This is a genomic window from Paenibacillus sp. FSL R7-277, assembly GCF_000517965.1.
In the GTDB taxonomy this organism is placed as follows: domain Bacteria; phylum Bacillota; class Bacilli; order Paenibacillales; family Paenibacillaceae; genus Paenibacillus_AQ; species Paenibacillus_AQ silagei.
Map to the genome: position 1 here is coordinate 26,012 of NZ_ASPX01000045.1, position 21,862 is coordinate 47,873.

19 protein-coding genes, 1 tRNA gene, 1 other RNA gene and 1 pseudogene are annotated in these 21,862 nt (G+C 51.6%); 20 read left to right on the top strand and 2 right to left on the bottom strand.

Annotation, left to right across the window (positions count from 1 at the left end; translation table 11 throughout):
* The first annotated feature begins 40 nt into the window (after positions 1-40).
* From rapZ to C173_RS15695, 8 genes are all read left to right on the top strand, one after another.
* Positions 41-940 (top strand): RNase adapter RapZ, encoded by a 900-nt coding sequence (rapZ, locus tag C173_RS15660; protein ID WP_036690069.1) that lies wholly within the window; start codon positions 41-43, stop codon positions 938-940.
* 57 nt (positions 941-997) lie between these two features.
* Positions 998-1,939, top strand: a complete 942-nt coding sequence (locus C173_RS15665) for a gluconeogenesis factor YvcK family protein (RefSeq protein ID WP_200869550.1) — start codon at positions 998-1,000, stop codon at positions 1,937-1,939.
* A gap of 18 nt (positions 1,940-1,957) precedes the next feature.
* Entirely contained in the window at positions 1,958-2,887 is a 930-nt protein-coding gene (gene whiA, locus C173_RS15670; protein WP_036726258.1) for a DNA-binding protein WhiA, read from the top strand.
* Positions 2,888-2,984: 97 nt separating this feature from the next.
* On the top strand, positions 2,985-3,254 hold the full coding sequence (locus C173_RS15675) for an HPr family phosphocarrier protein (RefSeq protein WP_036690075.1): 270 nt from the start codon (positions 2,985-2,987) through the stop codon (positions 3,252-3,254).
* Positions 3,255-3,330: 76 nt separating this feature from the next.
* Positions 3,331-3,873, top strand: coding sequence for a GNAT family N-acetyltransferase (locus C173_RS15680; protein ID WP_036726260.1), 543 nt, complete (start codon positions 3,331-3,333; stop codon positions 3,871-3,873).
* Between the two features lie 94 nt (positions 3,874-3,967).
* A complete protein-coding gene (locus C173_RS15685; RefSeq protein WP_036726261.1) occupies positions 3,968-4,723 on the top strand; it encodes an SIMPL domain-containing protein in 756 nt (251 codons plus the stop codon).
* Between the two features lie 372 nt (positions 4,724-5,095).
* A complete protein-coding gene (locus tag C173_RS15690; RefSeq protein WP_051478082.1) occupies positions 5,096-6,193 on the top strand; it encodes a PdaC/SigV domain-containing protein in 1,098 nt (365 codons plus the stop codon).
* A 164-nt stretch (positions 6,194-6,357) separates the two neighbouring features.
* Entirely contained in the window at positions 6,358-6,996 is a 639-nt protein-coding gene (locus C173_RS15695) for a GDSL-type esterase/lipase family protein (RefSeq protein WP_036726263.1), read from the top strand.
* An 87-nt stretch (positions 6,997-7,083) separates the two neighbouring features.
* Here C173_RS15695 and clpP read toward each other — a convergent pair whose 3' ends face one another.
* Together clpP and C173_RS15705 are read right to left on the bottom strand one after the other, a co-directional pair.
* The gene (clpP, locus tag C173_RS15700; RefSeq protein WP_036690083.1) at positions 7,084-7,680 is read right to left on the bottom strand and encodes an ATP-dependent Clp endopeptidase proteolytic subunit ClpP; all 597 of its coding nucleotides are present in this window, start codon (positions 7,678-7,680) and stop codon (positions 7,084-7,086) included.
* 193 nt (positions 7,681-7,873) lie between these two features.
* Positions 7,874-7,948 (bottom strand) — tRNA-Arg (locus C173_RS15705).
* Between the two features lie 292 nt (positions 7,949-8,240).
* Between C173_RS15705 and C173_RS15710 the strand changes: the two genes are divergently transcribed.
* The 12 genes and pseudogenes from C173_RS15710 (at position 8,241) to C173_RS15760 (ending at position 21,798) form a co-directional block, all read left to right on the top strand.
* Positions 8,241-9,293, top strand: coding sequence for a sugar-binding transcriptional regulator (locus C173_RS15710; RefSeq protein ID WP_036726264.1), 1,053 nt, complete (start codon positions 8,241-8,243; stop codon positions 9,291-9,293).
* A 116-nt stretch (positions 9,294-9,409) separates the two neighbouring features.
* Positions 9,410-10,420 (top strand): type I glyceraldehyde-3-phosphate dehydrogenase, encoded by a 1,011-nt coding sequence (gene gap / locus C173_RS15715; protein WP_036690087.1) that lies wholly within the window; start codon positions 9,410-9,412, stop codon positions 10,418-10,420.
* Positions 10,421-10,552: 132 nt separating this feature from the next.
* The gene (locus C173_RS15720) at positions 10,553-11,734 is read left to right on the top strand and encodes a phosphoglycerate kinase (protein WP_036726266.1); all 1,182 of its coding nucleotides are present in this window, start codon (positions 10,553-10,555) and stop codon (positions 11,732-11,734) included.
* Positions 11,735-11,761: 27 nt separating this feature from the next.
* Complete coding sequence (tpiA, locus tag C173_RS15725; protein WP_036726267.1) at positions 11,762-12,517, top strand: triose-phosphate isomerase; 756 nt, start codon at positions 11,762-11,764, stop codon at positions 12,515-12,517.
* A 2-nt stretch (positions 12,518-12,519) separates the two neighbouring features.
* Positions 12,520-14,064: a 2,3-bisphosphoglycerate-independent phosphoglycerate mutase gene (gene gpmI / locus C173_RS15730; RefSeq protein ID WP_036726269.1), complete on the top strand. Its 1,545-nt coding sequence runs from the start codon at positions 12,520-12,522 to the stop codon at positions 14,062-14,064.
* A 57-nt stretch (positions 14,065-14,121) separates the two neighbouring features.
* The gene (gene eno / locus C173_RS15735) at positions 14,122-15,408 is read left to right on the top strand and encodes a phosphopyruvate hydratase (protein ID WP_036726271.1); all 1,287 of its coding nucleotides are present in this window, start codon (positions 14,122-14,124) and stop codon (positions 15,406-15,408) included.
* 231 nt (positions 15,409-15,639) lie between these two features.
* The gene (gene secG / locus C173_RS15740) at positions 15,640-15,873 is read left to right on the top strand and encodes a preprotein translocase subunit SecG (protein WP_036690096.1); all 234 of its coding nucleotides are present in this window, start codon (positions 15,640-15,642) and stop codon (positions 15,871-15,873) included.
* Between the two features lie 231 nt (positions 15,874-16,104).
* Positions 16,105-19,074, top strand: coding sequence for a ribonuclease R (rnr, locus tag C173_RS15745; RefSeq protein WP_036726272.1), 2,970 nt, complete (start codon positions 16,105-16,107; stop codon positions 19,072-19,074).
* A 177-nt stretch (positions 19,075-19,251) separates the two neighbouring features.
* Entirely contained in the window at positions 19,252-19,731 is a 480-nt protein-coding gene (gene smpB / locus C173_RS15750) for an SsrA-binding protein SmpB (protein WP_036690100.1), read from the top strand.
* Positions 19,732-19,934: 203 nt separating this feature from the next.
* Positions 19,935-20,299, top strand: a transfer-messenger RNA (tmRNA) gene (gene ssrA / locus C173_RS33375).
* 103 nt (positions 20,300-20,402) lie between these two features.
* Positions 20,403-20,822 (top strand): annotated as a pseudogene (locus C173_RS33695) (Rpn family recombination-promoting nuclease/putative transposase); the annotation flags it as partial.
* A 190-nt stretch (positions 20,823-21,012) separates the two neighbouring features.
* Positions 21,013-21,798, top strand: coding sequence for a nucleotidyltransferase domain-containing protein (locus tag C173_RS15760; protein WP_036726276.1), 786 nt, complete (start codon positions 21,013-21,015; stop codon positions 21,796-21,798).
* The last annotated feature ends 64 nt before the right edge of the window (positions 21,799-21,862 follow it).

Sequence of the window (21,862 nt, forward strand, 5' to 3'; positions counted from 1 at the left end):
CGGAATTATTCATATACTAATCATAGGGAGGGATGCTGTAATGACCGACCTCGAGCAAACCCTGCCCGCCCATGCCACCCTGATTATCATTACAGGCATGTCGGGTGCGGGCAAGACGATTGCCGTGCAGAGCCTGGAGGATCTGGGGTTCTTCTGCGTGGATAATCTTCCGCCTGTACTAATCCCGAAATTCGCTGAGCTGATTGAGCAGTCCAAGGGTAAAATCGCCAAGGTGGCGCTGGTCATCGACCTTCGGGGGCGGGAATTCTTCACCGCCCTGTCGGAGTCTCTGGCCTACATCAAGGACGAGTCAACGATCGGGTGTGAGATCCTTTTCCTGGACGCCACAGATTCAGTGCTTGTACAGCGTTACAAGGAGAGCCGGAGGCATCATCCGCTTGCTCCGAAGGGCATGCCGCTGGACGGCATCCGCATGGAGCGCCAGATGCTGGAGGAGCTTAAGAATTCAGCTACCCTGTGTCTGGATACCAGCAGCATGAAGCCGGTTCAGCTCAAAGAAAAAATAGTGTCACGCTTCTCCCACCTCGGGAAAAGCACCCTCTCGGTTAACATTACTTCGTTTGGATTCAAGTATGGGATTCCGATTGATGCTGACCTGGTGTTCGACGTCCGCTTCCTGCCTAATCCGCATTATGTGGATCAGCTGCGGCCCAAGACAGGCCAAGACAACGAGGTGTACGACTACGTAATGAAATGGCCTGAAACGCAAGAATTCCTGACCAAGCTGCTGGATATGCTTCAATTCCTTATTCCGCAATACCGCAAGGAAGGCAAATCCCAGATTATTATCGGCATCGGCTGTACGGGCGGCAAACACCGTTCGGTAGCCATCGCCGAATACCTGGGCAAAATGCTGGGGGTTAGCGAGACGGAAGCGGTGGCAGTCAGCCATCGGGACTCCGAACGCGACCGGCATTGATGAGAGAAGGGATGAATAGTGGCTGAAGAACAAGGACAGCGTCCGAAGATCGTCGTGATGGGTGGCGGGACAGGGCTCTCGGTGATGCTCCGGGGGCTGAAGGAGAAGCCGCTGGATATCACGGCGATCGTAACTGTCGCAGATGACGGGGGAAGCTCCGGGATTCTGCGCAGTGAGCTGCAGATGCCGCCGCCCGGGGATATCCGCAACGTACTTACGGCTATGGCTGACGTTGAGCCTCTGATGGCACAGATTATGAAGTACCGCTTCAGCAGCGGAGAAGGCTTAGCCGGGCATAGCCTGGGCAATCTGATTCTGGCTGCACTGACTGACATCTCCGGGGACTTCGTTACAGCAGTCCGGGAGCTTAGCCGGCTGTTCGCCGTTCGCGGCCGGGTGCTGCCTGCGGCCGGAGAGGCGGTAATCCTGCACGCCGAGATGGCGGATGGAACGCTGATTACCGGTGAATCCAAAATCCCGGAGGCGGGAGGCGTCATCAAGCGCGTATTTCTGGAGCCGGTGGATGTGGAGCCGCTGCCGGAGGCGCTGGAGGCTATCCGCAACGCAGATGCTATTCTGCTCGGTCCGGGCAGTCTGTATACCAGTATTCTGCCGAATCTGCTGGTGCCAAAGCTGGCAGAAGCCGTGGTAGCTTCCGAGGCCATTAAGATTTTTGTATGCAATGTAATGACCCAGCCGGGTGAGACGGATAATTACACGGTTAATGACCATCTACAGGCCGTATATGACCATATCGGGCTGCATCTGTTCGATTATGTGATCGTCAATGACGGGGAGATCCCGGAGCAGGTGCAGATCAAATACGCCGAGAAGGGTGCCCGTCCGGTACAGCTTGACCGTGAGGCCGTGGACGGCAACGGGTATAAGGTGATTGCTGACAAGCTGGTATTATTTAAAACCTATTTGCGGCATGATACAGATAAGCTCAGTCACCATATTTTCCAGCTGGTGAAGGATTGGATTGACAGAAAGAGTTAAATGAAAGAGGTGAGCCCCTTGTCTTTTGCGGCCCTTACCAAAAAAGAGCTGACGATGGTCGAGAGCCAGCCCTGCTGCGAGAAAGCGGAAATGTCAGCGCTGATCCGAATGAATGGTTCGGTGCAGCTTTCGAGCAAAAAGGTGGTTCTCGACATTTCGACGGAGAACGCCGCGATTGCAAGGCGGGTATATTCTTTGCTTAAGAAATATTACCAGGTCCATATCGAGCTACTCGTGCGTAAAAAAATGCGTTTGAAGAAGAATAACGTCTATATTGTAAGAATCCCGAACCAGGTCCAGGAGATCCTGAAGGATCTGCGGATTGTCTCTGAGGGCTTTATTTTCACAGACGGGATTGATGAGGAGATTGTTGGCAAGAACTGCTGCAAACGTGCCTATCTGCGCGGGGCCTTCATGGCCGGCGGTTCGGTCAATAACCCGGAGGGCTCTTCGTACCACTTGGAAATCGCTTCCATGTATGAGGAGCACTGCAAGGCGCTCGTTGAGCTAGCTGGTGAATTTCACCTGAATGCCCGCTGCATAGAACGCAAAAAAGGCTTCATCCTATACATCAAGGAAGGCGAGAAGATCATCGAGTTCCTGAGTCTGATCGGCGCCCATCAGGCGCTGTTCAAGTTCGAGGATGTGCGGATCATGCGTGATATGCGCAACTCGGTCAACCGGATTGTGAACTGCGAAACGGCCAATCTGAACAAGACGATCAGTGCGGCGGTACGCCAGATTGAGAACATCAAGCTGCTGCAGCGCGAGGTGGGTCTGGAAAGCTTGCCGGATAAGCTGCGGGAGGTGGCCGAGATCAGACTGGCGCACCCGGATATTAACCTCAAGGAAGTCGGGGATATGCTGGGCGGGACGGTCAGTAAATCGGGTGTGAACCACCGTTTGCGCAAAATTGATGAGCTGGCGGACAAGGTCCGCGGCGGCTGATTATTTTTTTTCTAGTGCGGTATGCGTTATAATGATATAATATTATAAAATTAATGTGAAATTTTTGGGCAGATCTCAAATAGGGGGTAAGCGTTTCATGACAAAGCACCCGGTAGTTGTTCGGTTGAAGACGGGGCTCCATGCTCGGCCGGCAGCATTGTTTGTGCAAGAAGCTAATAAGTTTTCGTCGGAGATTTTCGTGGAAAAAGACGATAAAAAAGTGAACGCCAAGAGTATCATGGGCATTATGAGCCTTGCGATCAGTTCCGGTACGGAGATTCATATCAGCGCAGACGGTGCAGATGCGGAACAGGCTGTAACCGCTTTGACCAGTCTGGTAAGCAAGGAAGAGCTCGAGAATCAATAAATGCTACATGGTCTAACCAAAAGCCCTTAGGGGCTTTTTTTCATATCAGCTTTAGAGGATAAGGAGAGGTATGCGGATGCAGATTCAAGACGGTGAAGTATCATTAGTTGAGCCTGCTGAGGCGCTCAGAGAGCCGTATTTAGCCTTTTATGAGGAGTGGAAGGCCAGCGGGGAGCCGTTTGTGCCCTGGGTAACAGAGATGGACCCGGCTGACTTTGGCGTTATGATTCAGACTCTTCACGGGTATGCCCGTGGTACAGATATACCGGCCGGCTGGGTGAGCAGTTCAACCTTCTGGCTGGTGACCGCGGACAAACGGGTGGTGGGGGCTGTGAACATCAGGCACCGGCTGACCGAAAGGTTGCTCCATTCTGGCGGGCATATCGGTTACGGCATCGTCCCTTCTGCACGCAGACAAGGCTATGCCAGTGAGCTTCTGAAGCAGGCCCTCCTGAAGTCCGCTGAACTGGGTATCGAGCAGGCACTCGTAGTTTGTGACTCCGTCAACACCGCATCGGAACGGACAATCCGCAGGAATGGCGGTATCGAGGATAGCGAATATATAGAGGAGGACGGAAATGTCATCCGCCGGTTCTGGATCGGGACGGGGAACAAATAAAAAATAAATATCGTACATCGCTCATGCAACTTTTACCATGCTGTCCCGTCTAGAGGGTAATAACACTTAAACGAATCGAAAGGGGATGGCAAGCATGAGAAAATGGGGTAAATCGATTGGATCAGTTCTGCTGGCAGCTAGCTTGATGATTGGAGGAATGGGGTTGAGCGGAGTGCTAAAGGGTCCTGAAAAGGCTTACGCCGACGAAGTACAGAAGAATGTGGTGAACGTGGTAGGCAAAGGCGAGCTGTCGATCAAACCGGATATTGCGTATCTCTCCATCGGCGTAACGACAACTGCCGAAACCGCGCAGGAAGCACAGAAAGGCACAGCCGCGAAGGTCTCCAAGCTGACCGCTTTGTTCAAGACCACTTGGGGCATTGCAGACAAAGACATTCAGAGCACCCAGTTCAACGTACAGCCTAACTACACTTACAGCGAGAAGGACGGCCAGAAGGTAAAAGGCTATAACGCCCAGCACACGCTAGAGGTCTCTTACCGGGATCTGACAAAGGTTGGACAATTGCTGGACGCTGCCTCTGCGGCTGGAGCGAACAACATCGGCAATGTGCGGTTTGCCATTGAAGATCCATCGGCCTTTGAAGCACAGGTAATCGAGAAGGCTATGCAGAATGCAGATGTCAAAGCAGCGGCTATTGCCAAAGCAGCCAAGCGCGGACTGGGTCAGGTAGTCACTGTCATTCAGAGCGATGACGGGAATCATCCGGTGGTCTACGCTGAAGCAGCCTCCATGCAAAAGATGTCCATGGATAACAATGCTGGCAGCTCCGTTGAGCCCGGGCAGGTTAAGATCATTACCCAATTGAGTGTAACTTATGAATTGAAATAAAACGTTTCGTAAGAGGCGCTTGCTCTGCTGTTATAGCGGGGCAGGCGCTTTTTATAAAAATATAAGAATTTATATGTTTTACATGATAAATTATCCTTCTATTTCTCGCTGAAACGGTACCGTCCTTTAAAAGGACGGCAAAGCCGTTTCCACTTGTCATATAAATGTATATATATGCACACAGCCGCTATCGAAAGCTCTCAATTTGTTTAAATTGAGGTAACAGGATCTTTAGATAATCACGGCAAACCTTAAGAAACTGTAAAGCGGATTGTAACATCCCCCGCTAGTTCTTTTACTATAATAGGAACAGTGATACGGAAGAACACACATCATGACTAATCATACCACCAGGTGGAAGGGGAAATAACAATGAATTCGAACTCTAAGAAATACATCAGCAAATGGGGTGCAGGAATGCTCGCCGCAGGAATCCTGCTGGGAGGAACAGGAATAATCCATGCAGGCATCACTGAGGCCGCTCCGGCAGCCGCTCAGGTCAAAGCCAAATCCTCATCTATAGTGCTGAAGGTTAACGGGAAAAGTACAGCCCAGACGGGCCTGCTCCAGGAAGGAAAGGTATGGGTGCCGGTAACCTTCCTGCGCGATGCGCTGGGGATGCCGCTCTCTTATGATAAAGCGGGGAAGACGTACACCATCGGGACAGGAACTGCTCAGACAAGGCTGACGATCAATGATTATGGCATTTCTGTTATGGTGAACAATTATTATGTCGGTGAAGGCAAGCAACTGAATAACCGGCTGTATGTTTCGTCTGAGCTGCTTAGCGATTACTTGGGCTACAAAGTAGACGGGAGCGCAGCAGCAGGACGGCTGAATGTTATGAAGAAAGTACAGAATGCGGTAACCATCAAAACAGTGAGCTATGTGAAGGATCATAAGGATGCGCCTATCCGGCTGGATTATCCGCAGGTCAGCGGCCTGGCAAGTGCAGAAGCAGAGAAGGCAATCAATGATACGATTAAGCAGACCGTTCTGAACTATGCGAAGGATGCTGAAGATCAAATCTCCAAGCGGTCGAAGGATGACCGGCCGTATGAATTCGAAGGCGGTTATGTGATCACGTATAACCAGGATGGCGTGCTCAGCCTAATCACCAATCAATACGGGTATACCGGCGGTGCCCATGGGATGACTTACCGCAATGCGTTCACCTTCTCGCTCAAAGACGGGAAACGTCTGTTGCTGGGCGATCTGTTCGGTGCCAACCCTAATTACAAGAAACAGCTCAATGCCAAGCTGGCCACCGAGATCAAAGCTAACGGAGGATATCTGGGCGGGTTCAATGGACTGAATACCGAGAAGTACTTCTATCTGAAAGATGGCAAAGCGGTGCTCTTCTTCCAGTTATACGAATACACGGCATATGCCGAGGGCTTCCCGGAATTCAACTTCAGCTTCAAGGAACTCCTGCCGGATGGAAGCAGTCCGTTCGCGGCGCTGAAATAATAAAATAATTATCCAGATGCCCTTGCATCTCCTCCGGGAGATGCAGGGGCATTCTTGCACAACCCTTCATCCACGGCCTAATCAGCCTGCCCTGCCGTTACCACTTCACCCGGATAGTCATAAGCTATAGAAGGCAAGCAGCTTATAACGGGGAGGGGAAGGTTATGGTCTATGCTTATACAGCGATCGGGGATTCACTTACAACCGGCTTCGGGGCGCTGCCCGGGAACGGCTTCGTCCCCGTCTACCGCCGGATGGCGGAAGGGAGGCTGGGTACACCAGTGGTGCCGGCGAATCTTGGCGTCAACGGTCTGACCACCGGGGGGCTGAAGCAACGGCTGAGGAGCTCGAATGTCTACCGGGCGGCGGTGAAGGATGCGCAGATCATTACGCTGTCCATTGGCGGCAACGACTTGATTAAGGCAGCCCGGGCAGCCGGGCCCCGGCCCGGTGAATTCCAGGGCTTACTGCAGCAGGCGCTTAGGGACTGCAAGCGTAACTACAGCGACATCATGGGTAGCCTGACACAGCTCAAAGCAGGTTCCCGCAGCCCCTATATCATCCGGATGGTAGGCCTGTATAATCCCTACCCACAGGTGAATGAAGCAACAGAGTGGGTGCGGGAGTTCAACCGCTATGCAGCAGGCTACAGCAGCAATAACGTAGGGTTTGCTTCGGTATACCATGAATTTGCCGGTAACGAGCGGGGGCTGCTGTTCCTGGACCATATTCACCCGAACGGCAGAGGCTACCGCGTAATTGCAGGCAAGCTGGATGCCCTTGGGTACGGGAGCTTAAGGTAGGCAGCAATGGCTGGGCATAAGAAAGAGGCTGTAACGGGACCGGACCGGTCTGTTACAGCCTCTTTGTGTATTCATTGGAGCATGTACTTATACGCCTGTTGGCAGAGTCTTCTCAATTACCTTGTCCACGATACCGTATTCAGCAGCGTCTGCAGCGCTCATGAAGTAGTCGCGGTCAGTATCCTTCTCGATCTTCTCCAGCGGCTGGCCTGTACGCTCGGACAAGATGCGGTTCAGCTTCTCACGCAGCTTGATGATGCGGCGGGCGCGGATCTCGATATCCGAAGCCTGCCCCTGCGCACCGCCTAGCGGCTGGTGAATCATGATCTCGCTGTTCGGCAGGGCGAAGCGCTTGCCCTTGGCGCCGGCATTCAGCAGGAACGCTCCCATGGAAGCGGCCATACCTACACAGATGGTGGATACATCCGGCTTAATGTATTGCATTGTATCGAAGATGGCCATACCCGCTGTGATGGAACCGCCTGGGCTGTTCACATACAGGTGAATATCCTTATCCGGGTCCTCGGCAGCCAGGAAGAGCATTTGTGCGATGATGGAATTGGCAACCACGTCATTAACCTCCGTTCCAAGGAAAATGATGCGGTCCTTCAGCAGGCGGGAATAGATGTCATAAGCGCGCTCACCGCGGTTGCTCTGTTCTACTACCATAGGAATATAACTCACGTGGAAAACCTCCTTGAAATTGGTGCTTCGAATGTGTTCATTTTTTACTGTTACCGTATTAACCACATGATAAACAAATTCAAACAAAAAGTCAAAGAAAGTCAAACTTACTTTCAAAAAAAAGAGCCCTCAAGCGGCTCATTGGTTAAATATAATATAATCGGAACTAAATTATGTACAAGCTTGAAAAAAATGGCGCGCCCGCCAAGAATCGAACTTGGATCTCAGGCTTCGGAGGCCTACGTCATATCCATTGGACCACGGGCGCAACAGAAATTATTATAATATACTTCTCGGATAAAAGCAATGCGTATTAGGCATCCTGCGCAAAAATAGTTTTCTCTGCCTCCATTAATAGAGCCGGAGATGCACCTCCTGCCAGCGGCCTTCCGGACAAGCCCATGTATAAGATGAAAGCGGGCTGAGAATTATAGTCTCGGAACACTTGCACTTGGCGTCAGTTTTGGGTAGAATATGGGTGGGACTTAAAAAGTTAACCCGGGACATTTTGAGACCACGAACAAGGGATAAGAGAAAGACGAAGTTGCAGGAGTGAAAGCATGCGTAATCTATTGGAAATCCAAAAGCAGCTTCTGCCTGATCTCATGGAAACCCTTAAGAGACGGTATACGATTCTACATCAGATCATGCTGTCCGATATTATTGGGCGCAGGACGTTAGCCGCATCGCTTGATATGACCGAGCGGGTGCTGCGCGCCGAGACGGATCTTCTGAAATCGCAGGGGCTCATTGAGATCGAGAGCGTCGGTATGCGCATTAGCGATGCCGGTCGCAGACTGCTTGACCTGCTGGAGCCGGTCGCCAAGAGCCTATTCGGCCTGGATGATCTGGAAGAGAAAATTCGTACAACGTACGGTCTCACCAAAGTCATTGTGGTACCTGGCGATTGTGAGACATCGCCGTTCACCAAGCGTGAGCTGGGGCGCGCAGGCTCCAAGGCACTGCTCAGCGTACTGCGCAGTGACGATACGATTGCCGTCACAGGCGGATCAACACTGGCCGAGATGGCCGATCAGCTGACCCCGCCGCTATCCCTTTCCTATAAGAACGCCTGGGTTGTTCCGGCGCGTGGAGGACTGGGAGAGAGCATGGAGATACAGGCCAACACCATTGCTTCAACCATGGCCAAACGGATTGGCGCCAATTACCGTCTGCTGCATGTGCCCGATCTGCTTAGCGGAGACGCATATGAGTCGCTTGCGCAGGACTCCAATATTGGAGAGATTGTACAAATTATCCGCAGATCGCGTATTATTGTACATGGAATAGGCGACGCCATTGAAATGACCCACCGCCGCAAGCTGGACTCCGGGACGATCTCAGAGATTCAGAGCGAGGGAGCCGTAGCCGAGTCCTTCGGATACTATTTCAATGAGAATGGCGAAGTGGTTCATACGATGCGGACCATGGGGCTGCGCCTGGAAGACATTATACGTACAGAAGTCGTTATCGGTATTGCCGGCGGCAAACGCAAGGCGAAGGCCATTCATGCGATGCTGCGGTTCGGGCAAGAGGATATTCTCGTCATCGACGAGGCGGCGGCTGTTGAAATCGGCAAGGAAATCGACACACAGCTACAAAAGGCCCTATAGATTCCATTAAATGGGGCGCGCGCAAAGGGTTTATGCATTATACTTAACATTGTTGTCTTGACGAGCCTCACGGCCTGTCTTGAATAAATAAAACGAACTCTAGGAGGAACTATTCAATGAGTGTAAAAGTTGGTATTAACGGTTTTGGACGTATTGGACGCCTTGCATTCCGCCGTATTCAAAATGTAGAAGGTATCGAAGTGGTAGCAATCAATGACTTGACTGACGCTAAGATGCTTGCTCATTTGCTTAAATATGATACAACTCAAGGTAAATTCCAGGGAGACGTTGAAGTTCATGACGGATTCTTCAAAGTAAACGGTAAAGATGTTAAGGTTCTGGCGAACCGCAACCCTGAAGAACTTCCTTGGGGAGAGCTTGGCGTTGATATCGTTCTGGAATGTACTGGTTTCTTCACAACTAAAGAAGCCGCTGAGAAGCACCTTAAAGGCGGAGCTAAGAAAGTAGTTATTTCCGCTCCAGCTACAGGCGACATGAAAACTGTTGTGTACAACGTTAACGATGACATCCTTGACGGTTCCGAAACAGTAATCTCCGGCGCATCTTGCACAACGAACTGCCTGGCTCCAATGGCCAAAGTCCTGAACGACAAGTTCGGTATCATCGAAGGCCTGATGACTACGATCCACGCTTACACAGGTGACCAGAACACTCTTGATGCTCCACACGCAAAAGGCGACTTCAGACGCGCCCGCGCTGCTGCTGAGAACATCATCCCTAACACTACCGGTGCTGCTAAAGCCATCGGCCTGGTTATTCCAGAACTGAAGGGCAAGCTTGACGGAGCAGCACAACGTGTGCCTGTAGCTACAGGTTCCCTGACTGAGCTGGTTACTGTTCTGGATAAGAGCGTAACTGTTGAAGAAATCAATGCAGCCATGAAGGAAGCTTCTGACCCAGAAACTTACGGCTACACTGAAGACGAAATCGTATCTTCCGACATCAAGGGTATGACTTTCGGTTCCCTGTTCGATGCAACTCAGACTAAAGTACTGACTGTTGGCGACAAACAGCTGGTTAAAACTGTTGCTTGGTATGACAATGAAATGTCCTACACTGCACAGCTGGTTCGTACTTTGGAGAAATTCGCTAAGCTTGCTAAATAAGACCGATTTCATATAAGAAGTACAATAGAGCGGAAACAAGGAAAGTCTGTTTCCGCTCTTTCTAAATGAACTGGATTCGCGTGAAATGGCTTTGTGAAGGAACCAATTTTGGGTGTGGAGGAAATGTTAATCATGAACAAAAAAAGTGTCCGTGATGTAGAAGTAAAAGGCAAACGCGTATTCGTGCGTGTAGATTTCAATGTGCCAGTGGAAGACGGCAAGATCACTGATGATACCCGTATCCGCGAAACCCTTCCAACAATTAAATACCTGATTGAGAACGGTGCAAAGGTCATTCTGGCCAGCCATATGGGCCGTCCTAAAGGCGAATTCGTCGATTCCATGCGGTTGACTTCCGCTGCAGTCCGTTTGTCTGAATTGCTCGGCAAACCGGTAGCCAAGGCTGATGAGGCCATTGGCGAAGCTGTAAAAGCGAAAATCGCTGAACTGAACGATGGCGATGTGCTTGTGCTTGAGAATGTCCGTTTCTACAAAGGCGAAGAGAAGAATGATCCTGAACTGGCTAAGCAGTTCGCTGAACTGGCTGACCTGTTCGTCAATGACGCATTCGGCGCAGCTCACCGTGCCCATGCTTCGACAGAAGGAATCGCTCACTTCCTGCCGGCAGTATCCGGTCTTCTGATGGAGAAGGAATTGTCCGTTCTCGGCAAGGCGCTTTCTAACCCGGAACGTCCTTTCACTGCCATCATCGGCGGTTCCAAGGTGAAAGACAAGATTGACGTTATCGACAACCTGCTGAATCTGGCTGACAATGTACTGATTGGCGGCGGCCTCTCTTACACGTTCACCAAGGCTCAAGGTTACGAAATCGGTAAATCCCTGGTAGACAACGACAAGATTGATGCAGCGCTTGGATTCATCGAGAAGGCCAAGAAGCTGGGCAAGAACTTCGTGCTTCCGGTTGACGTTGTAGTCGCTGACAAGTTCGGTGCAGATGCCAACACCAAGATTGTAGATGCAACCGAGATCCCTGCAGATTGGGAAGGTCTGGACATCGGTCCTAAGACCCGTGAAATCTATGCCGATATTATCAAAAACTCCAAGCTGGTTGTGTGGAATGGACCGATGGGCGTATTTGAAATCGACATCTTCGCTGAAGGTACCAAGGCTGTGGCTCAGGCTTGTGCTACTACCGAAGGCTACACTGTTATTGGCGGCGGCGATTCCGCTGCGGCTGCTGAGAAATTCCACCTCGCAGACCAGATGGATCACATCTCCACTGGCGGCGGCGCATCGCTCGAGTTCATGGAAGGTAAGGCTCTTCCAGGTGTAGAAGCACTGAACGACAAGTAATACCGAAGAGGGAGGCAATACATCACTATGAGTAGAACACCTATTATTGCAGGCAACTGGAAAATGTTCAAAACCGTTCCGGAAGCCGAAGGCTTCATCGCTGAAATCAAAGGCCAGGCGGAAGTGGCAGGCGTAGAGACTGTAATCTGCGCGCCATTCACGAACCTGCCTGCACTGGTTGCAGCGGTACAAGGCACTACCATCAAAATTGGTGCACAGAACCTGCACTTCGAAGATAACGGCGCTTATACAGGTGAGATCAGCGGCGTAATGCTGAAGGATCTTGGTGTAGAGTACGTTATTATCGGCCACTCCGAACGCCGTGCTTATTTCGGTGAAACGGACGAAATCGTCAACAAGAAGATGCATGCGGCCTTCCGTCACGGCATTACTCCAATTGTCTGCGTAGGCGAAAAGCTGGAAGAGCGCGAAGCTGACCAGACTAAGGACGTATGCAAGGTGCAGACTGAAGCGGCATTTGCCGGTCTTAGCGCAGAGCAGGCAGCAAGCGTAGTTATCGCTTATGAGCCGATCTGGGCGATTGGTACAGGTAAATCCTCCACTTCCCAGGATGCTAACGAAGTTATTGCTTATATCCGCACCCTTGTTAAAGGCCTGTACGATGAAGCAACGGCTAATGCAGTCCGTATCCAATACGGCGGCAGTGTGAAGCCTGAGAATGTAACGGAGTACATGAGTCAAAGCGACATCGACGGCGCTCTCGTCGGCGGTGCCAGCCTGCAGCCTGCTTCCTTCGTTTCACTCGTTGAGGGGGCGAAGTAAGAATGTCAGCTCCAAGACCTGTAGCACTGATTATCATGGACGGCTTCGGACTGCGGAACACGGATGAAGGCAACGCTGTGGCCCAAGCCAACAAGCCGAACTACGACCGTTACCTGAAGCAATATCCTAATACTACGCTTACCGCTTGCGGTGAAGCTGTAGGTCTGCCGGAAGGCCAAATGGGTAACTCTGAAGTAGGGCACCTTAACATTGGTGCCGGCCGGATTGTATATCAAGACCTGACCCGTATCGACAAGTCGATCCGTGATGGAGAATTCTTCGATAACGAGACGCTGGTGGCTGCCGTAAGAAGCGCTAAGTCAACCGGCAAAAAGCTTCACCTCTATGCACTGGTATCCGATGGTGGCGTACACAGCCACATCAATCACCTGTTCGCCATGCTCGATCTGGCCAAAAAAGAAGATCTGCATGAAGTCTATATTCATGCCTTCATGGATGGCCGTGACGTACCACCCGACAGTGGACAGAAGTTCATTCAGGATCTGGTCGCCAAGATTGAAGAGGTTGGCGTAGGTACGATTGCTACGGTATCCGGACGCTACTTCGCGATGGACCGTGACAAGCGCTGGGAACGTGTAGAGAAGGCTTACCGTGCAATGGTATATGGGGAAGGCCCTAAATATACCGATGCCCTTCAGGCCATCACTGCATCCTACCAGAATTCTGTGTTCGATGAATTCGTGGAGCCAAGTGTAATTGTGGACAGCCAAAACAACCCGGTAGCGACCGTGGAGAGCGGCGATTCCGTCATTTTCCTTAACTTCCGTCCTGACCGTGCGATTCAGCTGTCACAAGTGTTCACGAACTCGGATTTCCGCGGTTTCGACCGTGGTCCTAAGTTCCCGCAAGGCCTGCACTTCGTATGCCTGACTACCTTCAGTGAGACAGTTCAAGGCTTCGTGGCTTACTCCCCGAAGAATCTGGACAACACGCTCGGTGAAGTGCTGGTTCAGCAGAACAAGAAGCAGCTGCGTATTGCAGAGACCGAGAAGTATCCGCATGTGACCTTCTTCTTCAGCGGCGGACGCGATGAGGAGCTTCCGGGCGAGACCCGTATCCTGATCAACTCGCCGAAGGTGGCAACCTATGATATGAAGCCAGAGATGAGCGCTTACGAAGTGGCGGCGGCCTGCGTAGCGGAGATCGAGGCGGACAGACAGGATGCCATTATCCTGAACTTTGCTAACCCTGATATGGTAGGACACTCCGGCATGCTGGAGCCTACAATCAAGGCAGTCGAAGTAACGGACGAATGCGTAGGCAAGGTTGTGGATGCTGTAGTTGCCAAGGGCGGCGTTGCTATTATCATTGCCGACCACGGAAATGCTGATATGGTATTCGATGAGAACGGACGTCCGTTCACAGCCCATACCACCAACCCGGTACCGTTCATCGTCACCACTGAAGATGTAGTTCTGCGCGAAGCTGGTATTCTCGCAGATGTGGCACCGACAATCTTAGATCTGATGGGACTTCCGCAGCCTGCGGAAATGACCGGACAATCCATGATTGCCAGCCGCAAATAAGCAAGACATCTGTTTGTGTAAACCCAAAACCATTGTATAAAAGGAGATTAAACTTACATGACTATTATTTCTGATGTGTATGCACGCGAAGTCCTTGACTCCCGTGGTAACCCTACTGTAGAGGTTGACGTATATCTGGAGTCCGGCGCAAAAGGCCGCGCGATCGTTCCTTCCGGCGCTTCCACTGGCGCTCATGAAGCTGTAGAGCTTCGTGACGGCGACAAATCCCGTTACATGGGCAAAGGCGTTCTGAAAGCTGTTGAGAACGTAAACGAAATTATCGCTCCAGAAGTAATCGGAATGGACGCTCTTGACCAAGTGGGCATCGACAAGCTGATGATCACTCTGGACGGAACTCCTAACAAAGGCAAGCTGGGCGCTAACGCAATCCTGGCTGTATCCATGGCTGTAGCTCGCGCTGCTGCAACTGCTCTGGACATTCCTTTGTATGTATACCTGGGCGGATTCAACGCCAAGACTCTTCCAGTACCAATGATGAACATCATCAACGGTGGTGAGCATGCCGACAACAACATCGACGTTCAAGAGTTCATGGTTCTTCCAGTAGGCGCTCCAAGCTTCAAGGAAGCACTGCGTACTGGTGCAGAAATCTTCCACAACCTGAAATCCGTACTGCAATCCAAAGGCCTGAACACAGCAGTTGGCGACGAAGGCGGCTTCGCACCGAACCTGGGTTCCAATGAAGAAGCGATCACTACAATCATCGAAGCGATCGAAAAAGCCGGTTACAAACCAGGCGTTGACGTATTCCTTGGTATGGACGTTGCTTCCACTGAGTTCTACAAAGACGGTAAATACACACTTGCAGGCGAAGGTAAATCTTACACTTCCGCTGAGTATGTTGACCTGCTGGCTTCATGGGTTGAGAAGTACCCAATCATCACTATCGAAGATGGTATGTCCGAAGATGACTGGGATGGCTGGAAATTGCTGACTGAAAAATTGGGCGATAAAGTCCAATTGGTTGGTGACGACCTGTTCGTTACGAACACTGAGCGTCTGGCAACAGGTATCGAAAAGGGTATCGGTAACTCCATCCTGGTTAAGGTTAACCAGATTGGTACACTGACTGAAACCTTCGATGCGATTGAAATGGCAAAACGTGCCGGCTACACAGCTGTAATCTCCCACCGTTCCGGTGAGTCCGAAGACAGCACTATTGCTGACATCGCTGTAGCTACCAACGCAGGCCAGATCAAGACTGGTGCTCCTTCCCGTACAGACCGTGTGGCTAAATACAACCAACTGCTTCGCATCGAAGACGAGCTGGGCGAATTGGCTCAATACAACGGCCTGAAATCCTTCTACAACCTCAAAAGATAATTTCTTTTGAATCTATAGATACAATGAGCCTGCCGGTTTCCGGCAGGCTTTTTTGATGCTGATATCTGCGATAGAGGGACAACATGAGATTTTCATAGTGTGATAGGGCGGGAATGCCGTCTGGAAGGTTGTATTCATTCTGTGGCTATGATAAAATAAAAATGCTGTTTATGAAACGGATATTCTAATTTAGCATAGATAGTGATGCTTGGACGTAGGAGGTGGAAGTGAATGGATATCTTTTTGAAAGTGGTGCTTCTGATTTTTGCCGTAGGTCTGATTGCGGTCGTTCTTCTGCAAAAAGGGAAAAGTGCAGGTCTTTCCGGTGCCATCTCCGGCGGTGCTGAGCATCTCTTCGGTAAAACAAAGGCGCGCGGTATGGAGCTTGTGCTGCAGCGTGTAACAGTTGGTCTGGCGGCAGGATTCTTCATCATGTCAATAGTTGTTGCCATTGTTGTTGAATAACTCGTCTACAGTAAGCCTTCGCTCTGTTCTGAATGGAATAGACGGGGGCTTTTTTGTATGCAGATTTAATATTGTGAACATCATAACAGGGATGCCCGGGATTAATTTCGTGTATACTAGGGTATGAAGTATATAAAGGTAAATTTTACTTGAAATGATTAGCTGTATAATAGGACAAGGCATACAGTATGCCAATGCATAGGAATGCAGCAGGAGGCTGAGGTAACGAACATGATAACACAGGAAATCTTACTTGATTTCATGCGGGAGACCGCTTATAAACCACTAACCTATGAAGAACTGGTAAGCCATTTCGCCACTCAGGATAGTGCCGATTTCAAAGCCTTTGAGGCTCTATTGATTGACCTGGAAAAGGACGGCCGGATCATATTGACCCGGGGCAGCCGTTATGGTGTGCCTGAGCGGATGGATTTGCTGCGCGGACGGCTGCAGGTTCATGCCAAGGGCTTTGCTTTTCTGATTCCCGATAACCGGGAGCACCCGGATGTGTATATCCACGCGAACGATCTGAAGGGGGCTATGAACGGCGATATCGTCTTGATTCGTATTACCTCTAAGAGCCCGTCCGGCGGGCGAATGGAAGGCGAAGTGGAACGGATTCTGATCAGAGGTGTGTCGCAGACAGTGGGTGTTTTCCAGAGCCTGGAGACCTATGGCTTCGTGCTGCCTGATGATAAGCGGATTAACCGGGATATTTTCATCCCAAGGGAGTCTTTCAAGGGTGCGGTTGACGGGGAAAAGGTGGTTGTCCGCATTGTGAGCTATCCGGAGGGCCGTGCTGCGGCTGAGGGTGAGATCATTGAGATCCTTGGCCATAAGGATGATCCGGGCGTGGATATTCTGTCGGTAATCCGTAAGCATCAGCTTCCGGAGGCTTTTCCGGCTGAGGTGATGACGGAAGCGGAGCAGGCGCCGGATTCGATCACAGATGAAGAGATTATCGAGCAGGGGCGGCGTGATCTGCGCGGGCTCAATATCGTAACGATCGACGGCGCAGATGCCAAGGATCTGGATGATGCGGTAAACGTTGAGCGTCTGGAGAATGGCCATTATAAGCTGGGCGTTCATATTGCTGACGTAGGCTATTATGTGCGTGAAGGCTCTGAGCTGGACAAGGAAGCCTACGACCGCGGATGCAGTGTGTACCTGGTGGACCGTGTCATTCCGATGCTTCCGCACCGGCTGTCGAACGGTATCTGCAGCTTGAATCCGCAGGTTGACCGTCTGACGATGTCCTGTGAAATGGAATTCGACGAGCAGATGAAGGTCGTGAACCACGATGTCTTCACCAGTGTCATCCGTACGAAGGAGAGAATGACCTACTCTGATGTACGGAAGATTGTCGAGGATGAAGATCCTGAGCTGCTGGAGCGTTATGCTCCGCTGATCGGGGATTTCCGCCTGATGAAGGAGCTGGCGATGAAGCTGCGGGGTGCCCGGATGCGGCGCGGGGCGGTGGATTTCGATTTTGAAGAGAGCAAGATTATTGTAGATGAGGCCGGTAAGGCTATCGATATTGTAAAACGTGAACGCTCTGTAGCGGAGCAGATTATTGAAGAATTCATGCTGGTGGCTAATGAGACGGTGGCGGAGCACTTCCACTGGCTGAAGGTTCCCTTCCTGTACCGGATTCATGAGGACCCGGACCCGGAGAAGCTGCAGAACTTCATGGCTTTTGCGGCTAACTTCGGCTACCACGTGAAGGGCCGGGGGAATTCGGTTCACCCGCGTGCGCTGCAGGATCTGCTGGAGCAGATTCAGGGAACGAAGGAGCAGACGGTAATCAGCACGATGATGCTGCGCTCCATGAAGCAGGCGAAGTATGATGCCGAGAGCACCGGGCACTTCGGGCTGGCAGCGGAGTTCTATTCCCACTTCACCTCACCGATCCGCCGTTATCCCGATCTGGTCATCCACCGTGTGATGCGTGAGGTGCTTGAGAATGGAGGAGCGCTGAGCGAGAAGCGCCACGAATATCTGGCCTCCCGGATGCCGGATATTGCCCAGCAGTCCTCGGAGCGTGAGCGTGTGGCTGTTGAAGCCGAGCGCGATACCGAGCAGCTGAAGAAAGCAGAGTTCATGCAGGACAAGGTTGGCGAGGAATTCGACGCCATGATCAGCAGTGTGACCAGCTTCGGGATGTTCATTGAGCTGGACAATACGGTCGAAGGTCTCATTCGCCTCAGTGCGCTGACAGACGACTACTACCACTTCGATGAAGCTCATATGGCGCTGATCGGTGAGCGTACCTCCAAGGTCTTCCGCATCGGCGATGAAGTGAAGATCCGCGTGGCCAAGGTTAACATGGATGACCACACCATCGACTTCGAGCTGGTTGATATGAAGCCGCGGGCGGCTGGAGACCACCGGAGCTATGGCGGCAAAGGCGGCCGTCCGGGCGCAGGTGGCTTCAGCAAGCCCGCCGGTAAGGCTGGAGGCGGCAAGGGCCGTGGCGGTAAAGGAAAGCCCGGCAGCGCTACTGCCGGAGGCAAGAGTGGTGTTGCCAAGGGCAAGAACGGCGCCATCTTCGGTGCTGGCGGTAAGGGGAAGAGCGGCGGCACAGGTGCCGCTGGTAAGAGCAAGAACGCTTCTCCCGCTGGCGGCGGTGAAGCGGCTGGTGGCTTCGGCGCCGCTGCGGCAGGCGCCGGGAACGGGCCGCGCGCAGATGGAGCGGCGGCGTGGGACATCGCCGGCGCAGCAGGCAGCGGCCGCAAGCGCGGCCGCGGGCCGGAAGCGGCAGCGCGGCGTGGGCTTGCCGCCGCAGGCGCAGCGGGCGGCGGCAAGGCGGACCGCCGGGGCGAAGCCGGCGGTTCGGGCGCTCCGCGCGAGGGCGGCAGAGGCCGCGGCGCGGAGGCCGGTGGCGGTGCCGGGGGACGCGGCATCGCCTTCGGCTTTGGCTCGGGCAAGGGCGGCTACGGCGCGCCGGGCGGTGGCGGGTCTGAGCAGGCGGGCGGTGAGCTGCGCGGCGTAGACGCGAGCACACGGTTCCGCAGCCGCGAGGACCTCGGGGCCGACGGGCGCGGCGCAGCGCCGGAGGGCAAGGGCCGCCGCAAGAAGAAGGGCGGCGTGTTCATTAGCCCCTCCGTGACGCCAGGCAGCGGGGAGTCCGCAGGCCAGGCCGGTGCTGACACTGGCGAGAAGAGCGGGCGCCGTAAGCGCAAGAAGAAACCTAAGGCGTAGGCTGAACGAGATGAGCGCTGTTCCTTTAGGGGGACAGTGCTTTTTTAATAAGAATCAAGCTTCACACGACCGCGGCATAGAGCGATCCTTCCTTGCGTTGGCAGCTCCGCTTTTGATACAATATAGACCTGGTGTCCGTGAAGGATTGCCGGGAATTCGATTCAAGGAGTGACGCTCATGGGTAAAAAAGCAGACGGGAAAGTGCTCGCCCAGAACAAAAAAGCTTCCCATGACTATTTTATTGAGGACACCTACGAAGCTGGTTTGGTTCTTACAGGAACAGAGATCAAATCGCTGCGTAATGGCCGCGCCAACATAGGGGATGCGTTCGCTACGATCCGCAATGGCGAGATTCATATCCACAACATGCATATTAGTCCTTTTGAACAGGGAAACCGCGCCAATCCTACCGATCCTACGCGCACACGTAAGCTGCTTATGCATAAGGAGCAGATACACAAGCTGCTGGGCTCGTCCAAACGGGATGGCTTCACCATTGTGCCGCTTAAGATTTATGTGCGTAATGGCTATGCCAAGCTGCTGATTGGTCTGGGTAAAGGTAAGAAGGAATACGACAAACGGGATTCCGCCGCGAAGCGTGACGCACAGCGTGATATCCAGCGTGTACTGCGTGACAAGCAGAAGGTCGCCAGATAGACGGACTACTGCACCTGCGTCGAAGTGGTTCCAGATTCAACCTTCAATTCCTTTAACCCACGTGTTAAAGTGTTGATAAATGTGCTATACTGGGTAAGTAGATTTTTTGCTTCTGAACAGCCATCGTAAATCAGATCGCTGTGTACCGGATCAGCATTTGTGCTTGTGATTGATCCGTTCATCCGAAGCGCCCTTTCTAATGAGGGGCCGTTCTTGGATTCGACGGGGATAGTTCGAGCATGAGTAGCGAGTAGTGGGGACGCGTCCGCTTCATCAACGCTAAAGCCTATTAAACGGCAAACAACAAAACAACTACGCTTTCGCAGCCTAAGAAACTGTGTGCGTGCTTCTACTCTGCATCGTCCATGTGACAGGGCTAGGGGCTAACAAATAGTGGAATACGCTGTCTCATCTCCGCCTGGGGTGAGCTGAAGAAGATAATCAGGCTGACCCGAAGGGGACCCGGTTACGGGGGGCTTCTAGGGTGACATCAAAACTGTAACTACACTCGTAGAAGCTTATGTGCCGTTATCTTCGGACAGGGGTTCGACTCCCCTCGGCTCCATATGGAGTAAAGCAGAAGACACCTTGAAGGGTGTCTTTTTCGTTTCCCTTTAAGACTCAGTTCACTTGAAAATTGCTATAATAATAACGAATGTAGCTGATAGCGAAACGTATTTCATTTGCGGGAAGACCGGACAGGAATATCTTTAATTGACGACATTGAGGTTCATTTCTTGGAGTTGCCGAAGTTGGATGAACGCAGCGTCCCATCTGAAGGCGGACTAATTAATTGGCTGTTGTTTTTAAAAGGTGCTGATACATCACAATGGGAGGTGCTGAAGATGAATGAGCCAGGATTGGAAAAGGCAATGGATACTCTGCAATATTTGAGTCAGGATTCTGATGCTAGACGGCTTTATGAGGCTAGACAGAAGTATCTTCATGATGAAGCATCTATGCTGGGAAGTGCTAAATTGGCAGGTATAAAGGAAGTAGCGAAGAATATGCTTGACTTGAATCTGGACATAACGACGATTGCAAAGGCCACTGGATTAACAGAGCAGGAGATCAATGCTTTGAGGAAGTAAAAAATGTGGGAGCATCCAATGTGAGGGTGCTCCCTTTTTTTGTTACTAACGATGCCTTCCTTTATTAGGGGTGATGATTGATTTATTCGGGGGATTGCGGGAATTTCAAAAGTGGAATATTATTACCTTATGATTAATGTATTGGCTTACTAATTTATGTTTATATTAATTTAATTGGAGTGGATGTATTATGTATCCCCATCATCAAGCTGCCATTGATGCCATCACCAACAAGCTTAAAGCCAGACCCGACGTACAAGGGATCATCATCGGAGGTTCCGTGGCGCATGGTTTTGCTGGTGAAACCTCTGATATCGACATTATGATCGTCCTTTCTGAAGAGGATTACAAGAATGCTTGTTCCATCCATAATCTTGGGTATTTCGAAACGGAATCCTGTTCTTATGAAGGCGGTTACGTGGACGGGAAGGTTGTATCTGCTTCCTACATCAAGCAAGTGGCCGAATCCGGCAGCGAGCCTGCTAAGTTCGCATTCCAGGATGCGTTCGTCACCTATTCCAATATCGAGGGGTTGGAAGAGTTGGTCCAAGACGCACCCCGATATCCGCTGGAGAACAAGGCAGAGAATATGCAGAAGTTCTATGCACAATTCGAAACCTGGAAATGGTATTATTACGAAGGACTGAAACGCAACAATCGTTTATTAATCGACTACTGTTTGACCCACTATGCCTTTTTCGCAGGTAGGCTGATTTTGGTACACAACGAAACGCTGTTCCCTTCTTATAAGTGGTTCTTAAAGGTTCTGGAAGGGGTAGAAAAGAAGCCGGAGAATTTGTTGGCGGACATCCATCGGGTACTGGAAGAACGAACGCCGGAAGCCGTCGAGAATCTGTACGAGAGTATTGTGGAATTTAATAACTGGTATCAGGCAGAGCATCATTGGACGGTTCAGTTCATGATGGATAGCCAGCTGAACTGGATGGACGGACCGGTTCCGATTCTCGATTTATAAACTGTTCCGCTAACGGAGTAAAGCAGAAGACACCTTATCAGGTGTCTTTTTTCATTACTGTGGA